Genomic DNA, 18,832 nt, shown 5'->3' with positions numbered 1-18,832 from the left:
GGGCAAGACGACAACAGGTTCTAGATTTGCGGAGGCCTCGATGGGTCGCATGTCCACGCTCGTCCTCATCGGCGTCGGTGCGTTCTTCATCGCGCTGGCCCCGCTGCTGAAGTTCTGGGCGGCAGGCAAGATCATCGCTGCTCCGGCGAACCAGTTCGGCATCACCCGGCTGGAGGCCAAGGGCGCCCAGTACTTCTCCAAGCAGGACCTGAAGGTCCTCACGGCCGACCTCGACATCATCGTCACCACCCGCGGCGACGTGAAGGACGCCACCTCCGAGCGGGTCGTCTGGGACGAGGCCACCGTGGTCAACGACGTCACCAACAAGCGCCCGCAGATCGACCTGTCCGACCGGCGCAGCGCCTTCGACAGGTACACCGGCGTGGGCGTGAACTGCTGCGGCGTCAACGTCGGGAAGGCCCCGGTGACCTTGGAGGGGCAGATCTACCTGTTCCCGTTCGGCGTGGAGAAGAAGACCTACAAGGTGTTCAACTCCTCGGCGGAGAAGGCGTTCGACGCGCGCTTCGTCCGCGAGGACACGGTCAACGGCCTGCCGGTGTACGTCTTCGAGCAGGACGCCCCGCCCACCAAGACGCAGACCCTGACCGCGCCCGCCTCGGTGCTCAACATGACCGTGAAGGGCGACGTGCAGGTCGACCGCTGGTACGACGGCAAGACCACGTTCTGGGTCGAGCCCACCACCGGCGCGCCCGTCAAGCAGGAGCAGCAGCGGCACGAGGTGCTCAAGACCGCCGACGGCGTCGAGCGCTCGCCGGCCTTCGTCGCCACCGCCAAGATGACCGAGGCGACCGTGGCCGACCTGGTGAAGACCGCCGAGGCGGGCAAGAGCCAGGTGACCCTGCTGCGCACCGTCATCCCGCTGGTGCTGCTCGTCGTGGGGGTCGCCCTGGTGCTCGCGGGCGTCCTCCTGGGACGGCGGCCGTCGTCGGCTACGACGAGTAGCTAGAACGGGTTCTCGCTCGTTTGTTACTCACGGGTACCGACTGAACATTCTAGAGTAGAACGCGTTGCAGTTCGTTGATAGTCGGTCGTATCTTCGGCTCATGCGGACACGTGTCACGGACATGTTCGGAATCGAGCTCCCGATCTTCGCGTTCAGCCACTGCCGCGACGTGGTCGCCGCGGTCAGCCGCGCGGGCGGCATGGGCGTGCTCGGCGCTCTCTACTTCACCCCGGAAGAGCTCGAAATGGAGCTCAAGTGGATCGACGACCACGTCGACGGCCGCCCGTACGGCGTGGACGTCGTCATGCCCGCCTCCTACGAGGGCGCCGACTTCGCGCCCGACGAGCTGGTGGGCCGCCTGCAGGCGATGATCCCCGAGGGGCACCGCCGGTTCGTCGAGGACCTGCTGGCGGCGCACGGGGTCCCGCCCCTGTCGGCGGACGCCGACGCCGGCAAGGTGCTGCTCGGCTGGACCGACGCCACCGCCCGCCCCCAGGTCGAGGTGGCGCTGCGGCACCCCATCGCGCTGCTCGCCAACGCGCTCGGCCCGCCTCCCGCGGACGTCGTGGACCTCGCCCACGCGCACGGCGTCAAGGTCGCCGCCCTCGCCTCCACCCCGCGCCACGCGCTCAAGCAGGTGGAGGTGGGCGTGGACGTCGTCGTCGCCCAGGGCACGGAGGCGGGCGGACACACCGGCGAGATCTCCACCATGGTGCTGATCCCGCAGGTGGTGGACGCGGTGGACGTCCCGGTGCTGGCGGCGGGCGGCATCGGCAACGGCCGCCAGATGGCCGCGGGCCTCGCCCTCGGCGCCGAAGGCGTCTGGACCGGCTCGCTCTGGCTGACCGTCGAGGAGGCCGACACCCCCGACATGGCCAAGCAGCGCATCCTGCGGGCGACCTCCCGCGACACCGTCCGCTCCAGAAGCTGGACGGGCAAGCCGGCCCGCCTCCTCAAGAACGAGTGGACCGACGCCTGGGAGGCGCAGGAGTCGCCGGGCACGCTCCCGATGCCGCTGCAGTTCATGCTGGTCTCGGACGCGCTGCGCCGGATCGGCCGCTCGGACGCCGCCGAACTCGCCACCTTCCCCGCGGGTCAGATCATCGGCCTCACCAACCAGATCCGCTCGACGAGGGACGTCATGTACTCGCTGGTGGAGGAGTACGCCGAGGCCCAGGAACGCCTCACCCGCATCACCGACTCCTGACCGTCACACCGGAACGACGGTCACCAGGCTTTCGAGCCCGACGAAGTCGTCGGTGTTGCGGGTGTAGAGCGGCAATCCCCGGCTGGAGGCGATGGCGGCGATCATCAGGTCCATCCGCCGCGGCCGGGGATCACGCTTCGCGGCCATCGTCAGCGCTACAAGGCTGCCGTAGCGGGCGGCCGCGTCGGCGTCGAAGGGAAACGGCTCGAAGTCGACCACGGCGGCCCCCACGCGCAGTGTGCTACACGCTAGTGACCCTTGTAGGCGGGGGTGCGCTTGTCGCGGAAGGCTCGGGTGCCCTCCTTGGCGTCCTCGGAGCCGATCACCGGCCAGCCGAGGTCGTCCGAGACCTTGAGGGCCTCCGGTTCGGCGAGGCCGAGGGTGTCGCGGTAGGTGCGGAGGATGGCCTGGACCGCCAGGGGGCCGGAGGCGGCGATGTCCGTCGCCAGCTCGCGGGCCGCTGTCAGGGCCTGGCCGTCCGGGACGACCCTGTTGACCAGCCCCATCGACAGGGCCTCGGCGGCGGTGATCGAGCGGCCGGTGAGGAGGAGGTCCATGGCGTGGCAGTACGGGATCTGGCGCGGCAGCCGGACCGCGCTGCCGCCCATGGGGAACAGGGCGCGCTTGGCCTCGAAGAGGCCGAGTGTGGCCGACTCGGCCACCACCCGCAGGTCGGTGCCGACCAGGAGCTCCGTGCCGCCCGCCACCGCGTAGCCCTCCACCGCGCAGACGACGGGCTTGGTCGGCAGGTCCTCCCTGAGCAGCCCCTTCCAGTGGAAGTTGGCGATCTGGGCGGCGCGGGCCTGCACTTCCGGGTCCGTGGAGGGGCTGCCCATCGCCTTGAGGTCGGCGCCCGCGCAGAACGTGCCGTTCGCGCCGGTCAGGATGGCCACCCGGACGTCCGTCTCGGCCGACACGTACGCCCAGGCCGAGGCGAGGCCCACCAGCATGTCCGAGGAGAGGGCGTTGCGCGCTTCGGGCCGGTTCATGGTGACGATCACCAGGTGGCCGTCGCGTTCGATCCGGCAGTGGGGGGTGCTGATCGGCAGGGGTTCCACGGACGCCTCCACGGGAGTAGATCAAGCGCTTGCTAGGGGCCGATAGTACCTCGCGATCCACCCTCGGACGACGGCTCGCGCGTCCAGGGTCGCGTGAGCGCGGCGCCTCGGGGCGATCTTCGAATCAAGCGCTTGCTCAGCGCTTTCCTCGCGGGATACGCTGCGATGGCAAACGAGAACAGGTTCTTGTTTTTTTCCCGCCAGAGCACCTGATGAGGAGTTCCGATGGGCACGCTCGGTTTCTGGAGGCTGGCGCAGGCGGATCCCGGGTGGACAGCCGCCGTGGACCCCGACGGCACGCAGCACCGCGCCGGTGACCTGCTCGCCCGGGCCAACCGCCTCGTGCACGGCCTGCGGGAACTCGGCCTCCAGCCGGGGGACGGCATCTGCGGCCTGGCCCCGAACGGCGCCGACGGCCTCGTCCTCTACCTGGCGGCCCTCCAGGCGGGCTGGTACTACACCCCGATCAACTGGCACCTGACCGGCCCCGAGATCGCCTACATCGTGGCCGACAGCGAGGCCAAGGCGTTCTTCGTCCACCCGCGATACGCGAGTGAGGGCGCGCGGGCGGCCGAGGCCATCGCCCCGGAGCGCCGCTTCCTCCTCGGTGCGGCCGAGGGCGAGGGGGGCGGCGTCGCGGCGTTCCGTCCCATGGCCGACCTGATAGAGGGGCTCCCGGACACGATGCCGGAAGGCCGCACCGCCGGGACGACCATGCACTACACCTCGGGCACCACCGGCAAGCCGAAGGGCGTCAAGCGCCCGCTCAGCGGGCTCGACCCGGACGACGCCGCCGAGCTGATGTCGTTCCTGCCTGCCCTGTTCGGTATCACGCCGGGCCGGCCGAACGCGCACCTGGTCACGTCCCCGAACTACCACACGGCGGTCACCCAGTTCGGCGGGACGGCCCTGCACATGGGGCACACGCTCGTCTACATGGACAAGTGGGACGCCGAAGAGACGCTCAGGCTCTGCGAGCGGTACCGGATCACCAACTCGCACATGGTCCCGACGCACTTCAAGCGGCTGCTCACACTCCCCGAGGAGGTCAGGAACGGGTACGACCTGTCCTCGCTGCGGTGGATGATCCACGCGGCGGCCCCCTGTCCGATCCCCGTGAAATGGGCGATGTTCGAGTGGTGGGGCGACTGCATCTACGAGTACTACGCGGCCACCGAAGGAGGCGGCACGCTGGCCACCCCCGAGGGCTGGAAGTCCCATCCGGGCACGGTCGGCTCCGCCTGGCCGATCAGCGAGCTGCTCATCGTGGACGACGCGGGGGAGCCCGTCCCGACCGGCTCCCCCGGCACGATCTACATGAAGATGCTCGGCGCCACCTTCGAGTACAAGGGCGATCCCGCCAAGACCGCGGAGAACCGCCTCAAGGACTTCTTCACCGTCGGCGACATCGGCTACCTGGACGCGGACGGCTTCCTCTACCTGTGCGACCGCAAGGCCGACATGATCATCTCGGGCGGGACGAACATCTACCCGGCCGAGATCGAGAACGAGATCATGATCCACCCGAAGGTGGCGGATGTGGCCGTGTTCGGCGTCCCGGACGAGGAGTGGGGCGAGCAGATCAAGGCCGTCGTCGAGCCCGCCCCCGGCGTGCCGGCGGGCCCCGAACTGGTCGCCGAGATCCTGGGCTCGCTGGAAGGCCGGCTGGCCAGGATGAAGTGGCCCAAGACGATCGACTTCATCGACGAGATGCCCCGCGAGCCCAACGGCAAGCTCCTCAAACGCAAGCTCCGGGCCCCGTACTGGGAGGGACACGACCGTGCCATCTGAGCCGCTGGTCGCACAGCACGTCCTGGAGTTCCCCGGCGGCTACACCCGCACGACCGGGCCGGTGATCGGCCGGTTCCTGACCGAGCTGCGTGCCGGCCGGATCGTGGGGGCCCGCACCGCCGAGGGCCGGGTGCTGGTGCCGCCCCTGGAGTACGACCCCGCCACCGGCGACCCCGTCACGGACGAGTACGTCGAGGTGGGCCCGGCCGGGACGGTCACCACCTCGGCCTGGGTGACGGAGCCGCGCGAGACTCACCCGCTCGACCGGCCCTTCGCGTGGGCGCTGATCAGGCTGGACGGCGCCGACACCGCCCTGGTGCACGCCGTGGACGCGGGCAGTCCCAAGGCCCTGCGGCCGGGCGCCAGGGTGTGGCCGGTCTGGCGGCAGGAACGAACCGGCAGCATCACCGACATTTCCCATTTCGTCCCTGAGGTCACGAGGATCGTGTCGCCCGTCCGGACCGAGTACCGGCTCCAGGTGGGCGGCGCGCTGAAGACCTTCCTCGAAGGGGTCGAGCGAGGCGTCTTCCTCGGCGGCAGGTGCACGTCCTGCGACAAGGTGTACGTGCCGTACCGGCTCTCGTGCCCGCAGTGCGGCAGCCTCATCGCCGAGCAGGTCGAGCTGCCCGACACCGGCACCATCACCACGTTCGCCATCAACAACCTGCCCGACCCGCGGGCCCCCGAGGTGCCGTTCGTCAGCGCCTACATCCTCATCGACGGGGCCGACATCCCGATGATCGCGCTGGTCGGCGGCGTCCCCGCGCACGAGGTGCGGCAGGGCATGCGCGTCCGGGCCGAATGGGTGCCGGAGAGCGAGCGGACGCCGTCCATGGCCAACATCCGGTGGTTCACCCCCACCGGCGAGCCGGACCGGGAGCTGTGATGAGAGACGTCGCGATCGTCGCGTTCGCCCAGACCAGGCACACCGACCACGACACGGGCCTGGCCGAGCCCGAGCTGATCCTGCCCGTCATCAACGAGGTCAAGGAGCGGACCGGCCTGACGAGGTTCGGCTTCACCTGCTCGGGAAGCTGCGACTACCTCGCGGGCGCGCCGTTCTCGTTCGTCTCGGCGCTCGACGCGATCGGCGCCTGGCCGCCGATCTCCGAAAGCCACGTCGAGATGGACGGCGCCTGGGCCCTGTACGAGGCGTGGGTCCGGCTCCAGCACGGCGACGTCGACTCGGCCCTGGTGTACGGCTTCGGCAAGTCCTCGCTCGGCGACCTGCGTACGATCATGACGCTCCAGCTCGATCCGTACTACCTGGAGCCGCTCGGGCTGGACCAGCTCTCCTACGCCGCGTTGCAGGCCGCCGCCGTCGGCGCGGACAGGAAGCAGCTCGACGAGATCGCCAGGCGCAGCCGGGCCGACGGGCGGAACAACCCGTACGCGCTCGACCTGCCCGACCCGGGCGAGGAGGACGACGCGGTCGAACCGCTCGGCAGAGCTCACATCGCCCCGCTCACGGACGGCGCGGCGGCGGTGGTCCTGGCGGCGGGAGACCTGATCGGCGAGCTGTGCGAGCGGCCCGCCCACATCACGGGCATCGCCCACCGCATCGAGCCCCACTACCTCGGGCTGCGCGACCTCGCCCGGTCGTCCTCCGCCGCCGAGGCCGCGCGGGCAGCCGGGGTCGGCAAGGGGCCTGTCGAGGTGGCCGAGCTGCACGCCCAGTTCGCGCACGAGGAGCTGATCCTGCGCCGCGCGCTGGAACTGCCCGACGACACGGTGATCAACCCGTCCGGCGGCCCGCTGGCGGCCAACCCGGTGATGGCCACCGGCCTCATCCGCCTCGGCGAAGCCGCCGCCCGCATCCACGACGGCCGGGCCGGCCGCACGGTCGCGCACGCGGCGAGCGGCCCCTGCCTGCAGCACAACCTCGTCACGGTCCTGGAGGCGTGATGGCCAACCACTGTGCCGTCATCGGCGTCGGTCAGACGCACTACACCACCAAGCGCCGCGACGTGTCGATCGCCGGACTCGTCCGCGAGGCCGCCCTGCGGGCGCTGGAGGACGCCGGCCTGACGTTCAGGGACATCGACGCCGTGGTCATCGGCAAGGCCCCCGACCTGTTCGAGGGCGTGATGATGCCCGAGTCGTACCTGGCGGACGCGCTCGGCGCGGCGGGCAAGCCGATGATGCGGGTGCACACCGCGGGCAGCGTCGGCGGGTCCACGGCGCTGGTCGGAGCCGGTCTCGTCCAAGGGGGCGTGCACGACCGGGTGCTCGTGGTGGCGTTCGAGAAGCAGTCGGAGTCGAACGCCACCTGGGCCCTGTCGACGCACCTGCCGTTCAGCGCGTCGCTCGTGGTGGGCGCAGGCGGCTACTTCGCGCCGCACATCAGGGAGTACATGCGCAGATCGGGCGCCCCCGACCACATCGGGACGCTCGTCGCGGTCAAGGACCGGCTCAACGCGCTGCGCAACCCGTACGCGCACCTGAAGATCCCCGGCATCGACCGGAGGATGGTCGAGTCCACCCCGATGCTGTGGGAGCCGATCCGCTACCTGGAGACCTGCCCGTCCAGCGACGGCGCCTGCGCGATCATCCTGTCCTCCGAGGAGAAGGTCACCGGCACGCCCGCCTGGGTGCACGGCGCCGCCATGCGGTCCGAGCCGATCTTCCGCGCCGGACGCGACACGGTCAGCCCCCAGGCCGGCAAGGACTGCGCCGCCGACGTCTACCGGCAGGCCGGCATCGTCGACCCGCGACGGCAGATCGACGTCGCCGAGGTGTACGTGCCGTTCTCCTGGTACGAGCCGATGTGGCTGGAGAACCTGGGATTCGCGGCAGAAGGGGAGGGGTGGAAGCTCACCGAGTCCGGGGCCACCGCGCTCGACGGCGACACCCCGTGGAACGCCTCGGGCGGGGTGCTGTCGAGCAACCCGATCGGCGCGTCCGGGCTGATCAGGTTCGCGGAAGCCGCGCTCCAGGTGCGCGGCATGGCGGGAGAGCACCAGGTGGACGGCGCCCGGCTGGCGCTCGGCCACGCGTACGGCGGGGGAGCCCAGTTCTTCGCGATGTGGATCGTCGGACGGGAGAAGCCCTGATGGAGTTCAACCACGCGGACCTGTTCGAAGCGCTCGCCGACGCCCTTGGAGACCGCGACGCCGTCGTCTGCGGGGCCGATCGCCGCACCTACGCGGAGCTGGACGCCGAGGCCAACCGGCTCGCCCACTACCTGCGGAGCGTGGGCGTCGGGCCGGGCGAGCACGTCGGGCTGCACCTGTACAACGGCGTCGAGTACGTCGCCGGGGTGCTGGCCGCGCTCAAGCTCCGAGCCGTGCCGATCAACGTCAACTACCGGTACGTCGAGGCCGAACTGCTCTACCTCTACCGTGACTCCGACATCCGGGCGCTCGTCTACGACGTGGAGTTCGACGCCCGGGTGGCCGCCGTCGCGGGCGAGGCCCCCAAGCTGGAGCACCTGATCTCGGTGGGCGGGAACTCGTCGATCGCGTCCGCCGTGCCGTACCAGGACGCGCTGCGACGCGGAGCGCCCACCCGCGGCTTCGAACCGCGCTCCGGCCAGGACGTGTACATCATCTACACCGGCGGGACGACCGGCATGCCGAAAGGCGTGATGTGGCACGTCGAGGACCTGTTCATGGCCTTCGGCGGCGGCAACCCGTACGGCGAGCCGCGCGCCACCCCGCAGGAGGTCATCGGCGAGGCCGTCAAGGCGACCCCGATGGTGATGATGGCCGCGCCGCCGCTCATGCACGGGGCCGCGCAGATGGCCACGTTCATCACCTGGTGGATGGGCTCGACCGTGGTGTACGTGCGCAGGTTCGAGGCCGAGGAGGTGTGGCGGGCGGTCGAGCGCGAGAAGGTGGCCACGATGAACATCACCGGCGACGCCATGGCCAGACCGCTGGCGGAGGCGCTGGAGACGGGCACGTACGACCTCTCGTCCCTGTTCGTGATCAGTTCGACCGGGGCCATCCTGAGCGGCGCCGTCCGCGAGCGCCTCCAGGAGCTGCTGCCCAACGTGATGATCCTCGACAACTTCGGCTCCACCGAGTCCGGCTACACCGCCTCCGGGGTCGCGGGGTCCTCACCCGAGAGCGGGCTGCGCTACCAGCCGCAGTCGGCCACCCGCCTGGCCGTCCTCGACGACAAGCTCCGCCCCGTCGCGCCCGGCAGCGGCGAGCTCGGCATGGTCGCGAAGGCGGGACACGTCGCGTTCGGCTACTACAACGACCCCGACAAGACGGCCCGCACCCTGGTCACCGACGCCGAGGGCACCCGGTGGCTGCTGACCGGCGACCTGGCGTCCGTGGATCCCGACGGCACGGTCCACATGTTCGGCCGGGGGTCGCAGTGCATCAACACGGGCGGCGAGAAGGTGTTCCCCGAAGAGGTGGAGGCGGTGCTCAAGGGCCACCCCGCCGTGTTCGACGCGGTCGTGACGGGCGTGCCGGACGAACGGTGGGGGAGCAAGGTGGCGGCCGTGGTGGAGCCGCGTCCGGACGTCGAGGTCACGGCCGCCGAACTCGACGCGCACTGTAGGCAGCGGCTGTCGGGGTACAAGGTGCCGCGGACGTACGCGTTCGTGACGGAGATGGTCCGCTCCCCGGCGGGCAAGGCCGACTACCGATGGGCCAGACAGACCGTGGAGGCCATGGGGGCGTAGCGCTTCGGGCGGTTTGGCCGGGAAGTCGAGCGCGGTGTGGCGCGCGGTCTCATCGAGGGGACGAGGGGAGCGCGCCGCGCCCTGCGGGACCCGGTGGTCGCGTGAACCGTCGCAGGTCGGCGAGGTCGCGTTCCACCTGGTCGGCCTCGTCCGAGTGGCCCGCCCGCGCGAGGACGTCCAGCCTGCCCCGCAGGACCTCCCGGAGGATGTGGACCAGGTCCTCGTCGCCGCCCCGGTCGAGCAGATGCCGCAGGAGCCGCTCCGCCACCTGCAGCGCCTCGTCGGCCGCGTCGTCGCGGCGCAGCTCCATCTGGCAGAAGCCGAGTTGGGCGTGGGCCACCGCGCCGAGCAGCTCGTCCTCGATCACCTGGGTGCCGCGGTGCAGCACGACGCTCGCCTCCAGCGCCCGGCCCGCCGCGAGCAGCGCGTCACCGAGCATCAGGATGGCCCGCGCCAGGTAGCCCGTCAGCACCGGATGGCCGCGCGCGAAGCGTTCCAGCGCCGCCACCACCTCCCGCAGCGGCTGCACCGCCTCCGCCTCCCTGCCCTGGAGCGCGAGCGCCGACGCCAGCGACAGGTACGCCCCGGCGCGGCCCGTGTGCACGCCCTGCGCGTCCACCCCCTCGTCGAGCAGCTCGTCGTAGAGCCAGATGGCCGCCCTCGCCCTCGCCTCCGACTCGGAGCCGTCGTCCGGCTCCAGGAGCGGCAGCAACTCGGCGCTCTGCGCGAGCGAGTCGGCGAGCAGCGCCCGGTACGTCAGATCGCCGGGCGACCGCCTGGCCACCTCGACCAGCTCCTCGACCAGCGGGCCTGCCTCCTGCAGGCGTCCCAGCAACAGCAGGCACCGGACGAGCCGCTGCCTGGCCAGCACCTCCTTGAGCGCGGCTCCGTGGCCGTCCGCGAGCCCCTCTGACCTCAGCCCGGCCCGGCGGAAGTGCGCGAACCCCTCCACGGCCACCTCGGCGTAACCGATCGCCTCGTCGGCGCGGCCGTCCTCCAGCAGATCGTCCACCAGCACGGTCGCCACCTCCGCTTCCAGCAGCGACTGCGCGGGACTGCGCGGCAACGTCCGGAAAGCCTCCACCGCCCGGACGAGATGAGCCAGCCCCTCGTGCCTCCTCCCCAAGCCGCGCAACACCAGCCCACGCACCTGATCGGCCTTGGCGCGCAGCGGCAACAGCACGGACAGCAGATCCGGCCGCCCGGACAGGGCCCGCTCCTGCTCGGCCAGCGACCACGAAACGGCCTCCAACGCCGCCCTCGGACGGTCGAGCGCCGCCAGCGTCGCCCCGAGATGGACGTACGCCGTGGCGGCGGTCACGGGCTCGTCCAGCTCGTCGCACAGATCGGCGGCGCGCTCGGCATGCGCCAACGCCTCCACCACCCGGCCCTGCCCGAGCAGCGCCGCAGCACCGAGCGCCAACGCCCGCGCCAGCGCCACCTCACCCGCGTCCCTCAGGTGCGCCTGTGTCTCTTGGGCCTCGTGGTCGAGCAGGGTGATGGCCTGTTCCAGGGTGGCCAGGTCGGGCCTGCCGAGGTCGTGCTCCAGGCCGGCCAGGGTCACCAGCGCGACGCCGAGCCTGGCCCGGTAGCGGTCGGGGTCCGCCACGGTGAGGCTTCGGAGCACCCTGACCGCCAGGTTCGCACCCGCGGCAGCGGTCTCGCGGTCGCCCGCCCCGACGGACGCCTCCACGAAACCGGCCAGGCAGTCGCCGAGCAGGTCGTGCAGGTGGGCGCCGCTGCTCAACGGCACCTCCTGCTCCAGCAGCCCGGCGAACCTCGCCAGCGCCGGGGCCAGTGCCGCCAGGGCCTCGGCCGGCCGGACCTGCTCAGCGGGCGCGACGTCGGAAGCGGCACGCAGGTAGCCGCCGAGGTCCCGCAGCAAGGACTCCACGATCTCGTTCGGAGGCAGCGGGACGACCTCCAGCGCACGAACGTAGGGGCTCGCCGCCCCGACGTCCTCCGACGCGTCTGTCGAGGGGCCTGCCGCCCCGATGTCCTCCGGCGCGTCTGTCGGGGGGCCTGCCGCCTCGATGGCAGGTTGCTCCGGCACCGGGCTGGCCAGCAGCGCGAAGCTCGCCCCTGGGACGCCGTCGTGGACGGGCGTGCTCGGGCGCGCAGACGGTTCGGCGGCCCCCGACCAGTCGGCGGCCCGAGCCCGCATCCGGTCGATGGCGGACAGAACGCCCTCGCGCAGGCGGCGGTACGACGTCCCCAGGCTTTCGTACAGGGCGTACGACGTCTCCAGGTGGGCCAGGGCGTCCACGGGACGGTTGAGCTCCCCCAGGCAGAGGCCGAGCAGGCGGCCTGCCCTGGCACGCGCCCGCCGGTGGTTGTCGTCCAGGCCGGCCGCCAGGTACGCGGCTTGCTGGAGCGAGGGGAACGCATCCTCGGGCCGGTCCTCGGCCAGCAGGTATTCGCCCAGGTCGAGGAGCTGCCAGGCCAGGCTGTGGAGGTGCCTGCCCGGTTCGAGGGCGGCCAGGGCGCGGAGGTTGTCCGCGGCTTCGCGGGCGAAGTCCGCGCCCGTGGCGACGTCGTCCAGGCGCGCGTGGAGTCGGGCGAGGAGGCCCGCCGTCTCGGCGAGCTCCAGACGCAGCCCGGGGTCCTCAGGGGCCAGTCCGCGCAACCGTCGCACGGCCTCCGTGGCGGGGACGACGGCCTCCTCCGTCCTGTCCTGCTCGTCGAGCCGGGTCGCGAGGAGGGCGAGGTGGTGGGCCACGTCCTGGCTGGTAGGAGCCGACCCGGCGACGGCGACGGCGGCGGCGACCGCCAGCCGCGCACCGAGCTCCACGCGGGCGTCGGCACCCAGCGGGGCGAGCGGCGGCAACGGTGAGGGCGGCGTTGGCCGTGGCGGCGGCAACGGTCGCAGCGGCGACGGTGAGGGTGGCGTTGGCCGTGGCGGCGGCAGTGGCCGGGACAGTGATGGTGAGACGGACTCTGGCCACAGGGCGTCGCCGGACGTCCTCGTCAGGACCGGGAGTACGCCCTCCAGGTGCTCCGACAGCTCGGTGTCGCCTCCCGCCGCTCTGAACGCCGCGACCGCCTCGCCCAGCCGTCCGATCGAGATGAGCGCGCATGCCAGGTTGTAGTGCGCCCGCTCCGCCTGCACCGTGCAGCCCGGATCGTCCTCGGCCAGGATGCGGAACCTGGCCGCCGCCTCCTGTGCGGGCTTGACGGCGATCGCGGGCTCCCCGGCGAGCAGCAGGGACGCCGCGAGCGTGAACAGCGCCCCAGCGTGCCGCGCTGCCTGCTCGTACGGTGGCGCCGCCGCGTAGATCTCGACCGCTTCCCCGGCGACACCCACGGCCTCGTCAAGCCGTCCCACGGCCGCCAGACGCGCGGCCAACCCGGACAGCGCCTCGGCCAACCCCATCCGATCGCCCCGGCCGCGCAGCCGTCCGACCCGGATCTCGCTCGACGTGACCTCCAACCCGCGCAACCCCAGCGGCCCGCCGGACCACGGCACCGCCCCACCGTCCGGGTCGGACCACGGCGATCCTGCGACCGCGTGGCTCGCTCGTGTCTCGGGCGGTCGTGCGACCGGGGCGGTCGGGTCGCCTGGCGTGTCCGGCCATGGCGGCAGGGCTGTCACGGCCTCGGCCACTCGGCGGTCTTCGCGCAGGAGCCGGAGTGCTGCGTCGAGCAGGTCTCCGAGGATCGGGTTCGCCGCTGCCTCGCGGACCAGCGCGGCGTACCTGCTCACCAGCAGCGTGTGCAGGGCCGAGCGGGCGGTCGGCCTGCCGCTTGCCCGGCAGAGGTTCTCCAGCATGCGCACCAGGTGCCCGGACGTGCGGAGCCCGTGATCGTGGACGGCCAGGACGAGCGAGTCGAGCCCCTCGGTCTCGGCCAGGAGCTGTTCGGCCAGGAGGTCGGGCCCGAGGGGCGACAGGCGCTCGTCACCGGGGAACAGCCCTGACAGCCAGCGGGTCACGGCCAGTCTGCGATCCGGGCTGAGCAGCCCCGGCACGGCCGCCAGCAGTTCGTGCAGCTCGTCCGGCGTCGGGGCGATCAGCGTGACCAGCGCCACGGCCTGCCGCACCGTAACGCCGTCGCTCGTCCCCTGTTCGGTCGGATTCTGTCCGGTCGGCTCCCGTCTGGTCGGCTTCTGTTCGGTCGGCTCGGGTCCCAGGGAGCTGGGGGTGGTCGGCCAGGTTCGGGCCCAGTGTTCCTGCTCACCGGCCAGTAAGTGGCTGAGCAGTCGGCTTCCGGGGACGTCGCCGCGCAGCCGCAGCAACGCGGCCACGTGGACGTGCAGTGGCCGGCCGTACTCGGGGGCGTCCAGCGGGGGCGGGTCCGGGAGGTCGGGGCGGTCGGGAGCGAAGGACTGCATCGCCGCGCGGGCGTGCTCAATGCGCTCGGCGGGTGTGAGCGGGTGACGGTCGAGCTGGAGGAACAGCGGTTGTTCGAGCGGCTGTGGCCGGCGGCGTCCTCCGGTCGCGGCGGTGAGGCGTGGCCACCAGTCGTCGTCGGGGGACTCGCGGGGCAGCAGCAGGATGCGCGACCGTGGGTTGGCGCCGTGCTCGGCGAGGCGGCGGATCAGCTCGCCGATCAGGACGGCGTACGGCTCCGGACGGTCGATGACGAGGAGTGTCGGGCGGAGGGCGTCGAGCCTGGTCGCCGGGTTGGACAGGGCGCCGCCGAGGGCGTGGATCGGGAGCAGGCCGGTGTCCCATCCGGCTTGGGACAGGTCCTCGCAGAGCCTCATGGCCAGGCGGGACTTGCCCGCGCCTCCGCGTCCGGACACGACCGCGAGCGACAGTGGCAGCGGGCCGCTGATCCACATGTGCAGGTCTGCCAGTTCGGCGGTCCGCCCGAGGAAGGGGACCACGGCGTGCCGCGGCATCAGCAGGGACGGGCCGGCGCGCGCGCCTGACCGTTCGTCTCCGGCTGCGGGCGGATCTGAGCTGGTGGGGTGGGGGCGTGGGAGGAGGAGGTCGGAGAGGAAGATGACGGGGGCGGGCGTGCGGCGCTCCGGTTCGGCGGGGTCGTGACCGGGGACCTCGACGACCCGCTCGAACCGTGGACGGTGCGGTGGCCTGTCCATGGGACCGCCTATGCGTTACGTGTGCCGCCCCCGGCGCTCGGCCTGCACAAGGGGATTTCCGCCACCCGCTCACTATGGCATCCGAAATCCGTCCCCGGCACGGATTCGAGGGCCTTGTTAGGCCTTCTCGGCGGTGAGCCAGGCCGCGAGGCCGAGGTAGACGAGGCCGCTGCCGACGTCGAGGCGGCGTCGGGCGCGCGCCGAGCGGCGGACGCGTCCGGCCATGGCCGAGGAGAGCAGCGCGTACGCGCCGTCGCTGGCCATGCCGAGCGCCAGCCAGAGCAGGCCGAGCACGATGATCTGCGGCCCGACGGGGCCCGCGTTCGGGTCGGTGAACTGCGGGAGGAACGCCAGGAAGAAGATGGCCGTCTTCGGGTTGAGCACGTTGACGACGAAGCCCTCCCAGAGCATCCGCTGCTTGGAGTGCACCTGTACTTCGACGGCCTCCTCGTCATGGCCCTTGTGCAGCAGCTTGCGGACTCCGAGCCACACCAGGTAGGCGACGCCCACGTACTTGACGACGGTGTACGCCGTCGCGGAGGCCGCCAGCAGGGCGCTGATGCCGAGCGCGGCGGCGGCGATGTGCACGATCGAGCCCAGGTGCACGCCGAGTACGGAGACGAGCCCGGCGGCCCGGCCTTGGGAGACGCTTCTGGTGACGATAAAGATCACCGCAGGGCCCGGTACCACGAGCAGGGCGAGCGTTGCCGCACAGAACAGGGCGATTGTGGAGAGGTCCGGCATAGAACGATCGTAGAGAGCCGGTCAACGGCTTTTCACGCGGCGTACGACCGAAAGACGTGGGGGGAGCCGGGTCAGAGGCTGGTGCGCAGGGCTGTCAGCAGCGCCTCCGTCGCCGGAGGGTAGGGCGGTTCGCCGTGGACGGCGGCGTGCACGTGGCGGGCCGAGCCGGGGACGCGGGAGATCTCGACGTCGGGGTTGCGGTGCGCGGTGAGCGCCAGGCCGGGCAGCACCGTGAGCCCCATGCCGGCCGCGACGAGCGCCTGCACGGCCACGACGTCGTCGCTGGTGAAGGAGATGCGGGGGGCGAACCCGGCTTTCGCGCAGATGTCGAGCAGGTGGCCACGGCACCGGTCACAGCCGGCGATCCACGACGATTCGGCGTGGTCGGCCAGCTCCCCCGGCGGGGTGGGCGACACCAGGTAGCTGGGGTCGTCCAGGAGGTGGATCATGTGGATGTCGCTGTCCTCGGGCTCGGTGTCGTCGTAGCGGAACATCACCGCGACGTCGACGCGCCCGGCTCGCAGCAGCCGCAGCGCCTCGGGCGGTTCGGTCTCGGTGAGGTGCAGCCGCAGCCCCGGGTGCTCGCGGGCGAGCCGCATGGCGGCCCTGGGGATGAAGGTGCCGAGCGCGGACGGGAAGCCGGCCAGCCGCACCCGTCCTGACCGCAGGCCGACGTGCGCGGCGAGCTCCTCGGCGGTGTCGTCGAGGCGGCCGATGATCTCCGCCGAGCGCTCGGCGAGCAGCCTGCCCGCCTCGGTCAGCCGGATGCCGCGCCCGACGCGCTGGAGCAGCTTGGCGCCGGTCTCGGCTTCGAGGCGGGCGAGGTGGTGGCTGACGGAGGGCTGGGAGTAGTGCAGTTCCTTGGCGGCCGCGGTGAGCGAGCCCGTCCTGGCGACGGCGAGCAGGACGCGAAGCCGCACGACATCGAGCATTCATCAAGCATATCTATCGATGAGCCAAAAGACTTCTGTTGGACCTATTGATGAGCGCGTAGCACCGTAGAAGGGGAAGGCGGATTATCTCTATTCCCTAGGGGGATACTATGAATATGGCCACCACCACTGTGAGGCCGGGGCTCGACGAGCTCGTGTCGGGCATCGGCGCCATCGCCGCCCAGCGTCTCGGCAACCGCGAGAGCGCGTTCGCGGTCGCCGACCTGATGCGCGACCACCTTCCCCCGCTCGACCTGCTCACGCCGGACGAGCGAGCCGGGTCCCCTGAGCGCTACGTCTCCCACCTGCTGCACGCCCAGGACGATTTCTCGATCATGGCCGTCGTGTGGCGTCCCGGCCAGCACACGGTGATCCACGACCACATCTCGTGGTGCACCTTCGGCATCCTCAGCGGCATCGAGTCCGAGACTCTCTACCGCGACATGGGCGACCACCTCGTGGAGATCGGCCGGGCCGAGAACCGTCCGGGAGAGGTCAGCGGCTTCGCCCCGCCCGGCGACATCCACATGGTCCGCAACACCAGCGCCGAGGTCGGGGTCTCGGTGCACGTCTACGGCGCGGACGTGAGCAAGGTGGGCAGCAGCGTCCGCCGCGTCTACGACCTGCCGGTGCGATAGGCCCGGAAGGTCACCTGACGCGGCCGTGCAGCAGCTCGACGAGCGTGGCGTGGGTCTGCGCCAGGGGACGTTCCGGATGCAGGACCCGCCGCTCGATCGAGACCGTCAACACCATGCCGAACACCGCCGTCGCGGCCGTCTCCACGTCCAGGTCGGCCCGGACCTCACCGGCGGCGGCAGCACGGCGCAGCACGTCCGCGTAGACGCCCAGCGCCCGCGTGCGCAGCTGGGCCACCGCCTCCTGCCAGGCGGTCCGCCACATCTCGCCGAGCAGCACCCGGGCGAACGACCCGTACTCCTCGAAGAAGCTGAGCTGGCCGAGCACCACGGAGTCGAGCGCCTCCAGCGCGGTCTCGCCGACCGCCGCCTCCGCCAGCGCGTCGGCCAGCATGCCGATGGAGTGCTCGAGCAGCGCGCCGAACAGCGCCTCCTTGCTGCCGAAGTTGTAGAAGACGGTGCCCTTGGCCACCCCAGCGCGCTCGGCGATCGCGTCGACGGTGGTGGCCGAGTATCCCTGCTCGGCGATCAGCTCGATCGCCGCCGCGAACACCTTCATCCGCGTGTCCTGGCGGCTCACAGGGACAGCTCCGGGTGCAGGCGCTTGACGGACCAGGTACGGCCGCGCTCCACGGCGAGAGTGGTGAGCGCGAGCCCGAGGACGAGGAAGGCGGACAACACGCCGCAAGCCTGCCACACCACGGTCAGATCGCCGCCGCTGATCAGCCTGCGCAGCGCCGACACCACCCAGCTCATCGGCAGCCACGGCGAGATCGTCTGGAAGAAGCCGGGGGACGTCTCGATCGGGTACGTCCCGGCCGCCGAGGTGAGCTGGAGCATCAGCAGGGCCAGCGCGGCCACCCGTCCGGGCGGGCCGAGCAGCGCGTTGACCGCCTGCACGATCGCCAGGAACGCGGCCGCGGCCAGCAGCAGCAGGCCCGCCACGCCCGCCCAGTGCGCCGCCTCCAGCCCGAGGGCGAACCTCAGCACCGCCAGCAGCACGCCGACCTGCGCCGCGCCAAGCGCCACCGCGGGCAGCCAGCCCGACAGCGCGATCCTGAGCGCGCCTTGCGTCCCCGCCAGCCTGCGCTGATTGAGCGGCTTCAACACCATGTAGGCGATCATCGCGCCGACCCAGAGCGCCAGCGGCAGGAAGAACGGGGCGAAGCCGGTGCCGTAGTTGGGCACCTCGTTGTTCACGGTCTTGGCCAGCCGCACCGGGTCGCTCATCACGTCCGTGCGGGCCTGGCGCTGCTGCGCGTCGTAGTCGGGGATCTGCTTGGCGCCGTCGTCGAGGCCGTTGGCGAGGTCGGTCGAGCCCTTGGCCAGCTTGTCCATGCCCTTGTCGATCTTGATCGCGCCGTCGTGCAGCCGGTCGGTACCCGACTGCAGCTGGGACGCGCCGTCGCTCAGCCTGACCAGGCCGCTGCCGAGGCTGCCGATGCCGCTGGTGACCTGGGCCGAGCCGTCGCGGAGCTTGGTGGCCCCCTGGTAGAGCCTGGTCGCGCCCTGGCCCGCCTTGCCCACGCCGGCGTCGACCTTGGCGGCGCCGCTCGCGAGCTTGGCCAGGCCCGCGTCGAGCGCGTCCACCTGCTTCCTGACCTCGTTGACCTTGGGGCCGAGCTGGGGGGCGACGGCCGCGATCCTGCGGGCCGCCGCGGCCAGCTCGCGGGCCTGGGCGGGCAGGTCCGACCGGCCGCCGAGCCGGTCACGCAGCTCGCTCGCCTGGCTGGCGGCCCGGTCGGCCGAGCCGGCCGCGTCGCGCAGCAGGCTGCGGACCGCCCGCCCAACAGGAGCTCAACACATCCTCAACAGCGC

General features: G+C 71.7%; 16 protein-coding genes. 9 read left to right on the top strand and 7 right to left on the bottom strand.

The window, feature by feature from the left end:
* The first annotated feature begins 49 nt into the window (after nt 1–49).
* Nucleotides 50–967, top strand: coding sequence for a cell envelope lipid trafficking protein PgfA (gene pgfA, locus ABT294_RS04035; RefSeq protein WP_350803370.1), 918 nt, complete (start codon nt 50–52; stop codon nt 965–967).
* Between the two features lie 97 nt (nt 968–1,064).
* On the top strand, nt 1,065–2,171 hold the full coding sequence (locus tag ABT294_RS04030; protein WP_350803369.1) for an NAD(P)H-dependent flavin oxidoreductase: 1,107 nt from the start codon (nt 1,065–1,067) through the stop codon (nt 2,169–2,171).
* 3 nt (nt 2,172–2,174) lie between these two features.
* Here ABT294_RS04030 and ABT294_RS04025 read toward each other — a convergent pair whose 3' ends face one another.
* Together ABT294_RS04025 and ABT294_RS04020 are read right to left on the bottom strand one after the other, a co-directional pair.
* Nucleotides 2,175–2,390 carry a PIN domain-containing protein gene (locus tag ABT294_RS04025; protein WP_350803367.1) on the bottom strand — a complete coding sequence of 72 codons (216 nt, stop codon included), beginning with the start codon at nt 2,388–2,390 and terminating at the stop codon, nt 2,175–2,177.
* A gap of 29 nt (nt 2,391–2,419) precedes the next feature.
* Nucleotides 2,420–3,229 (bottom strand): crotonase/enoyl-CoA hydratase family protein, encoded by an 810-nt coding sequence (locus ABT294_RS04020; protein WP_350803366.1) that lies wholly within the window; start codon nt 3,227–3,229, stop codon nt 2,420–2,422.
* A gap of 225 nt (nt 3,230–3,454) precedes the next feature.
* Between ABT294_RS04020 and ABT294_RS04015 the strand changes: the two genes are divergently transcribed.
* Genes ABT294_RS04015 through ABT294_RS03995 form a run of 5 tightly spaced genes read left to right on the top strand, consistent with a single transcriptional unit; the run spans nt 3,455 to nt 9,659 of the window.
* A complete protein-coding gene (locus ABT294_RS04015; RefSeq protein ID WP_350803364.1) occupies nt 3,455–5,020 on the top strand; it encodes an acyl-CoA synthetase in 1,566 nt (521 codons plus the stop codon).
* Complete coding sequence (locus ABT294_RS04010) at nt 5,010–5,906, top strand: Zn-ribbon domain-containing OB-fold protein (protein WP_350803362.1); 897 nt, start codon at nt 5,010–5,012, stop codon at nt 5,904–5,906. The genes ABT294_RS04015 and ABT294_RS04010 overlap by 11 nt, the downstream gene beginning before the upstream one ends.
* Nucleotides 5,906–6,925: a thiolase family protein gene (locus ABT294_RS04005; RefSeq protein WP_350803360.1), complete on the top strand. Its 1,020-nt coding sequence runs from the start codon at nt 5,906–5,908 to the stop codon at nt 6,923–6,925. The genes ABT294_RS04010 and ABT294_RS04005 overlap by 1 nt, the downstream gene beginning before the upstream one ends.
* A complete protein-coding gene (locus tag ABT294_RS04000; protein WP_350803358.1) occupies nt 6,925–8,073 on the top strand; it encodes a thiolase family protein in 1,149 nt (382 codons plus the stop codon). Before ABT294_RS04005 ends, ABT294_RS04000 begins: the two co-directional genes overlap by 1 nt.
* Nucleotides 8,073–9,659: an acyl-CoA synthetase gene (locus ABT294_RS03995; protein WP_350803357.1), complete on the top strand. Its 1,587-nt coding sequence runs from the start codon at nt 8,073–8,075 to the stop codon at nt 9,657–9,659. The genes ABT294_RS04000 and ABT294_RS03995 overlap by 1 nt, the downstream gene beginning before the upstream one ends.
* A 49-nt stretch (nt 9,660–9,708) precedes the next feature.
* On the opposite strand, the gene ABT294_RS03990 is transcribed toward ABT294_RS03995, so the two are convergent.
* The 3 genes from ABT294_RS03990 to ABT294_RS03980 all read right to left on the bottom strand — a co-directional run bounded on the left by ABT294_RS03990 (nt 9,709) and on the right by ABT294_RS03980 (nt 16,379).
* Entirely contained in the window at nt 9,709–14,703 is a 4,995-nt protein-coding gene (locus ABT294_RS03990; RefSeq protein WP_350803356.1) for a tetratricopeptide repeat protein, read from the bottom strand.
* A 117-nt stretch (nt 14,704–14,820) separates the two neighbouring features.
* Nucleotides 14,821–15,447, bottom strand: a complete 627-nt coding sequence (locus tag ABT294_RS03985; protein ID WP_350803354.1) for a LysE family translocator — start codon at nt 15,445–15,447, stop codon at nt 14,821–14,823.
* Between the two features lie 71 nt (nt 15,448–15,518).
* Nucleotides 15,519–16,379, bottom strand: a complete 861-nt coding sequence (locus ABT294_RS03980) for a LysR family transcriptional regulator (RefSeq protein WP_350803353.1) — start codon at nt 16,377–16,379, stop codon at nt 15,519–15,521.
* 116 nt (nt 16,380–16,495) lie between these two features.
* On the opposite strand from ABT294_RS03980, the gene ABT294_RS03975 reads away from it, so the two are divergent.
* Nucleotides 16,496–17,017, top strand: coding sequence for a cysteine dioxygenase family protein (locus ABT294_RS03975; RefSeq protein ID WP_350803352.1), 522 nt, complete (start codon nt 16,496–16,498; stop codon nt 17,015–17,017).
* A 10-nt stretch (nt 17,018–17,027) separates the two neighbouring features.
* Here ABT294_RS03975 and ABT294_RS03970 read toward each other — a convergent pair whose 3' ends face one another.
* Together ABT294_RS03970 and ABT294_RS03965 are read right to left on the bottom strand one after the other, a co-directional pair.
* On the bottom strand, nt 17,028–17,594 hold the full coding sequence (locus ABT294_RS03970; RefSeq protein WP_350803350.1) for a TetR/AcrR family transcriptional regulator: 567 nt from the start codon (nt 17,592–17,594) through the stop codon (nt 17,028–17,030).
* Complete coding sequence (locus ABT294_RS03965; RefSeq protein WP_350803349.1) at nt 17,591–18,604, bottom strand: YhgE/Pip family protein; 1,014 nt, start codon at nt 18,602–18,604, stop codon at nt 17,591–17,593. Before ABT294_RS03965 ends, ABT294_RS03970 begins: the two co-directional genes overlap by 4 nt.
* 16 nt (nt 18,605–18,620) lie before the next feature.
* Between ABT294_RS03965 and ABT294_RS03960 the strand changes: the two genes are divergently transcribed.
* Nucleotides 18,621–18,832, top strand: a 212-nt coding sequence (locus ABT294_RS03960; RefSeq protein WP_350803348.1) for a hypothetical protein, incomplete at its 3' end; no start/stop codon positions are given.

It is taken from the genome of Nonomuraea sp. NPDC000554, from assembly GCF_040300065.1.
Classification (GTDB): Bacteria; Actinomycetota; Actinomycetes; order Streptosporangiales; family Streptosporangiaceae; genus Nonomuraea.
This window is presented reverse-complemented; position numbering and strand designations above follow the sequence as displayed.

Coding starts and splice junctions, on each gene's coding strand:
- ABT294_RS04005 (WP_350803360.1), top strand. CDS start 5,906: ATGAGAGACGTCGCGATCGTCGCGTTCGCCCAGACCAGGCACACCGAC.
- pgfA (WP_350803370.1), top strand. CDS start 50: ATGTCCACGCTCGTCCTCATCGGCGTCGGTGCGTTCTTCATCGCGCTG.
- ABT294_RS03995 (WP_350803357.1), top strand. CDS start 8,073: ATGGAGTTCAACCACGCGGACCTGTTCGAAGCGCTCGCCGACGCCCTT.
- ABT294_RS04000 (WP_350803358.1), top strand. CDS start 6,925: ATGGCCAACCACTGTGCCGTCATCGGCGTCGGTCAGACGCACTACACC.
- ABT294_RS03985 (WP_350803354.1), bottom strand. CDS start 15,447: ATGCCGGACCTCTCCACAATCGCCCTGTTCTGTGCGGCAACGCTCGCC.
- ABT294_RS03990 (WP_350803356.1), bottom strand. CDS start 14,703: ATGGACAGGCCACCGCACCGTCCACGGTTCGAGCGGGTCGTCGAGGTC.
- ABT294_RS03975 (WP_350803352.1), top strand. CDS start 16,496: ATGGCCACCACCACTGTGAGGCCGGGGCTCGACGAGCTCGTGTCGGGC.
- ABT294_RS04030 (WP_350803369.1), top strand. CDS start 1,065: ATGCGGACACGTGTCACGGACATGTTCGGAATCGAGCTCCCGATCTTC.
- ABT294_RS04015 (WP_350803364.1), top strand. CDS start 3,455: ATGGGCACGCTCGGTTTCTGGAGGCTGGCGCAGGCGGATCCCGGGTGG.
- ABT294_RS03980 (WP_350803353.1), bottom strand. CDS start 16,379: ATGCTCGATGTCGTGCGGCTTCGCGTCCTGCTCGCCGTCGCCAGGACG.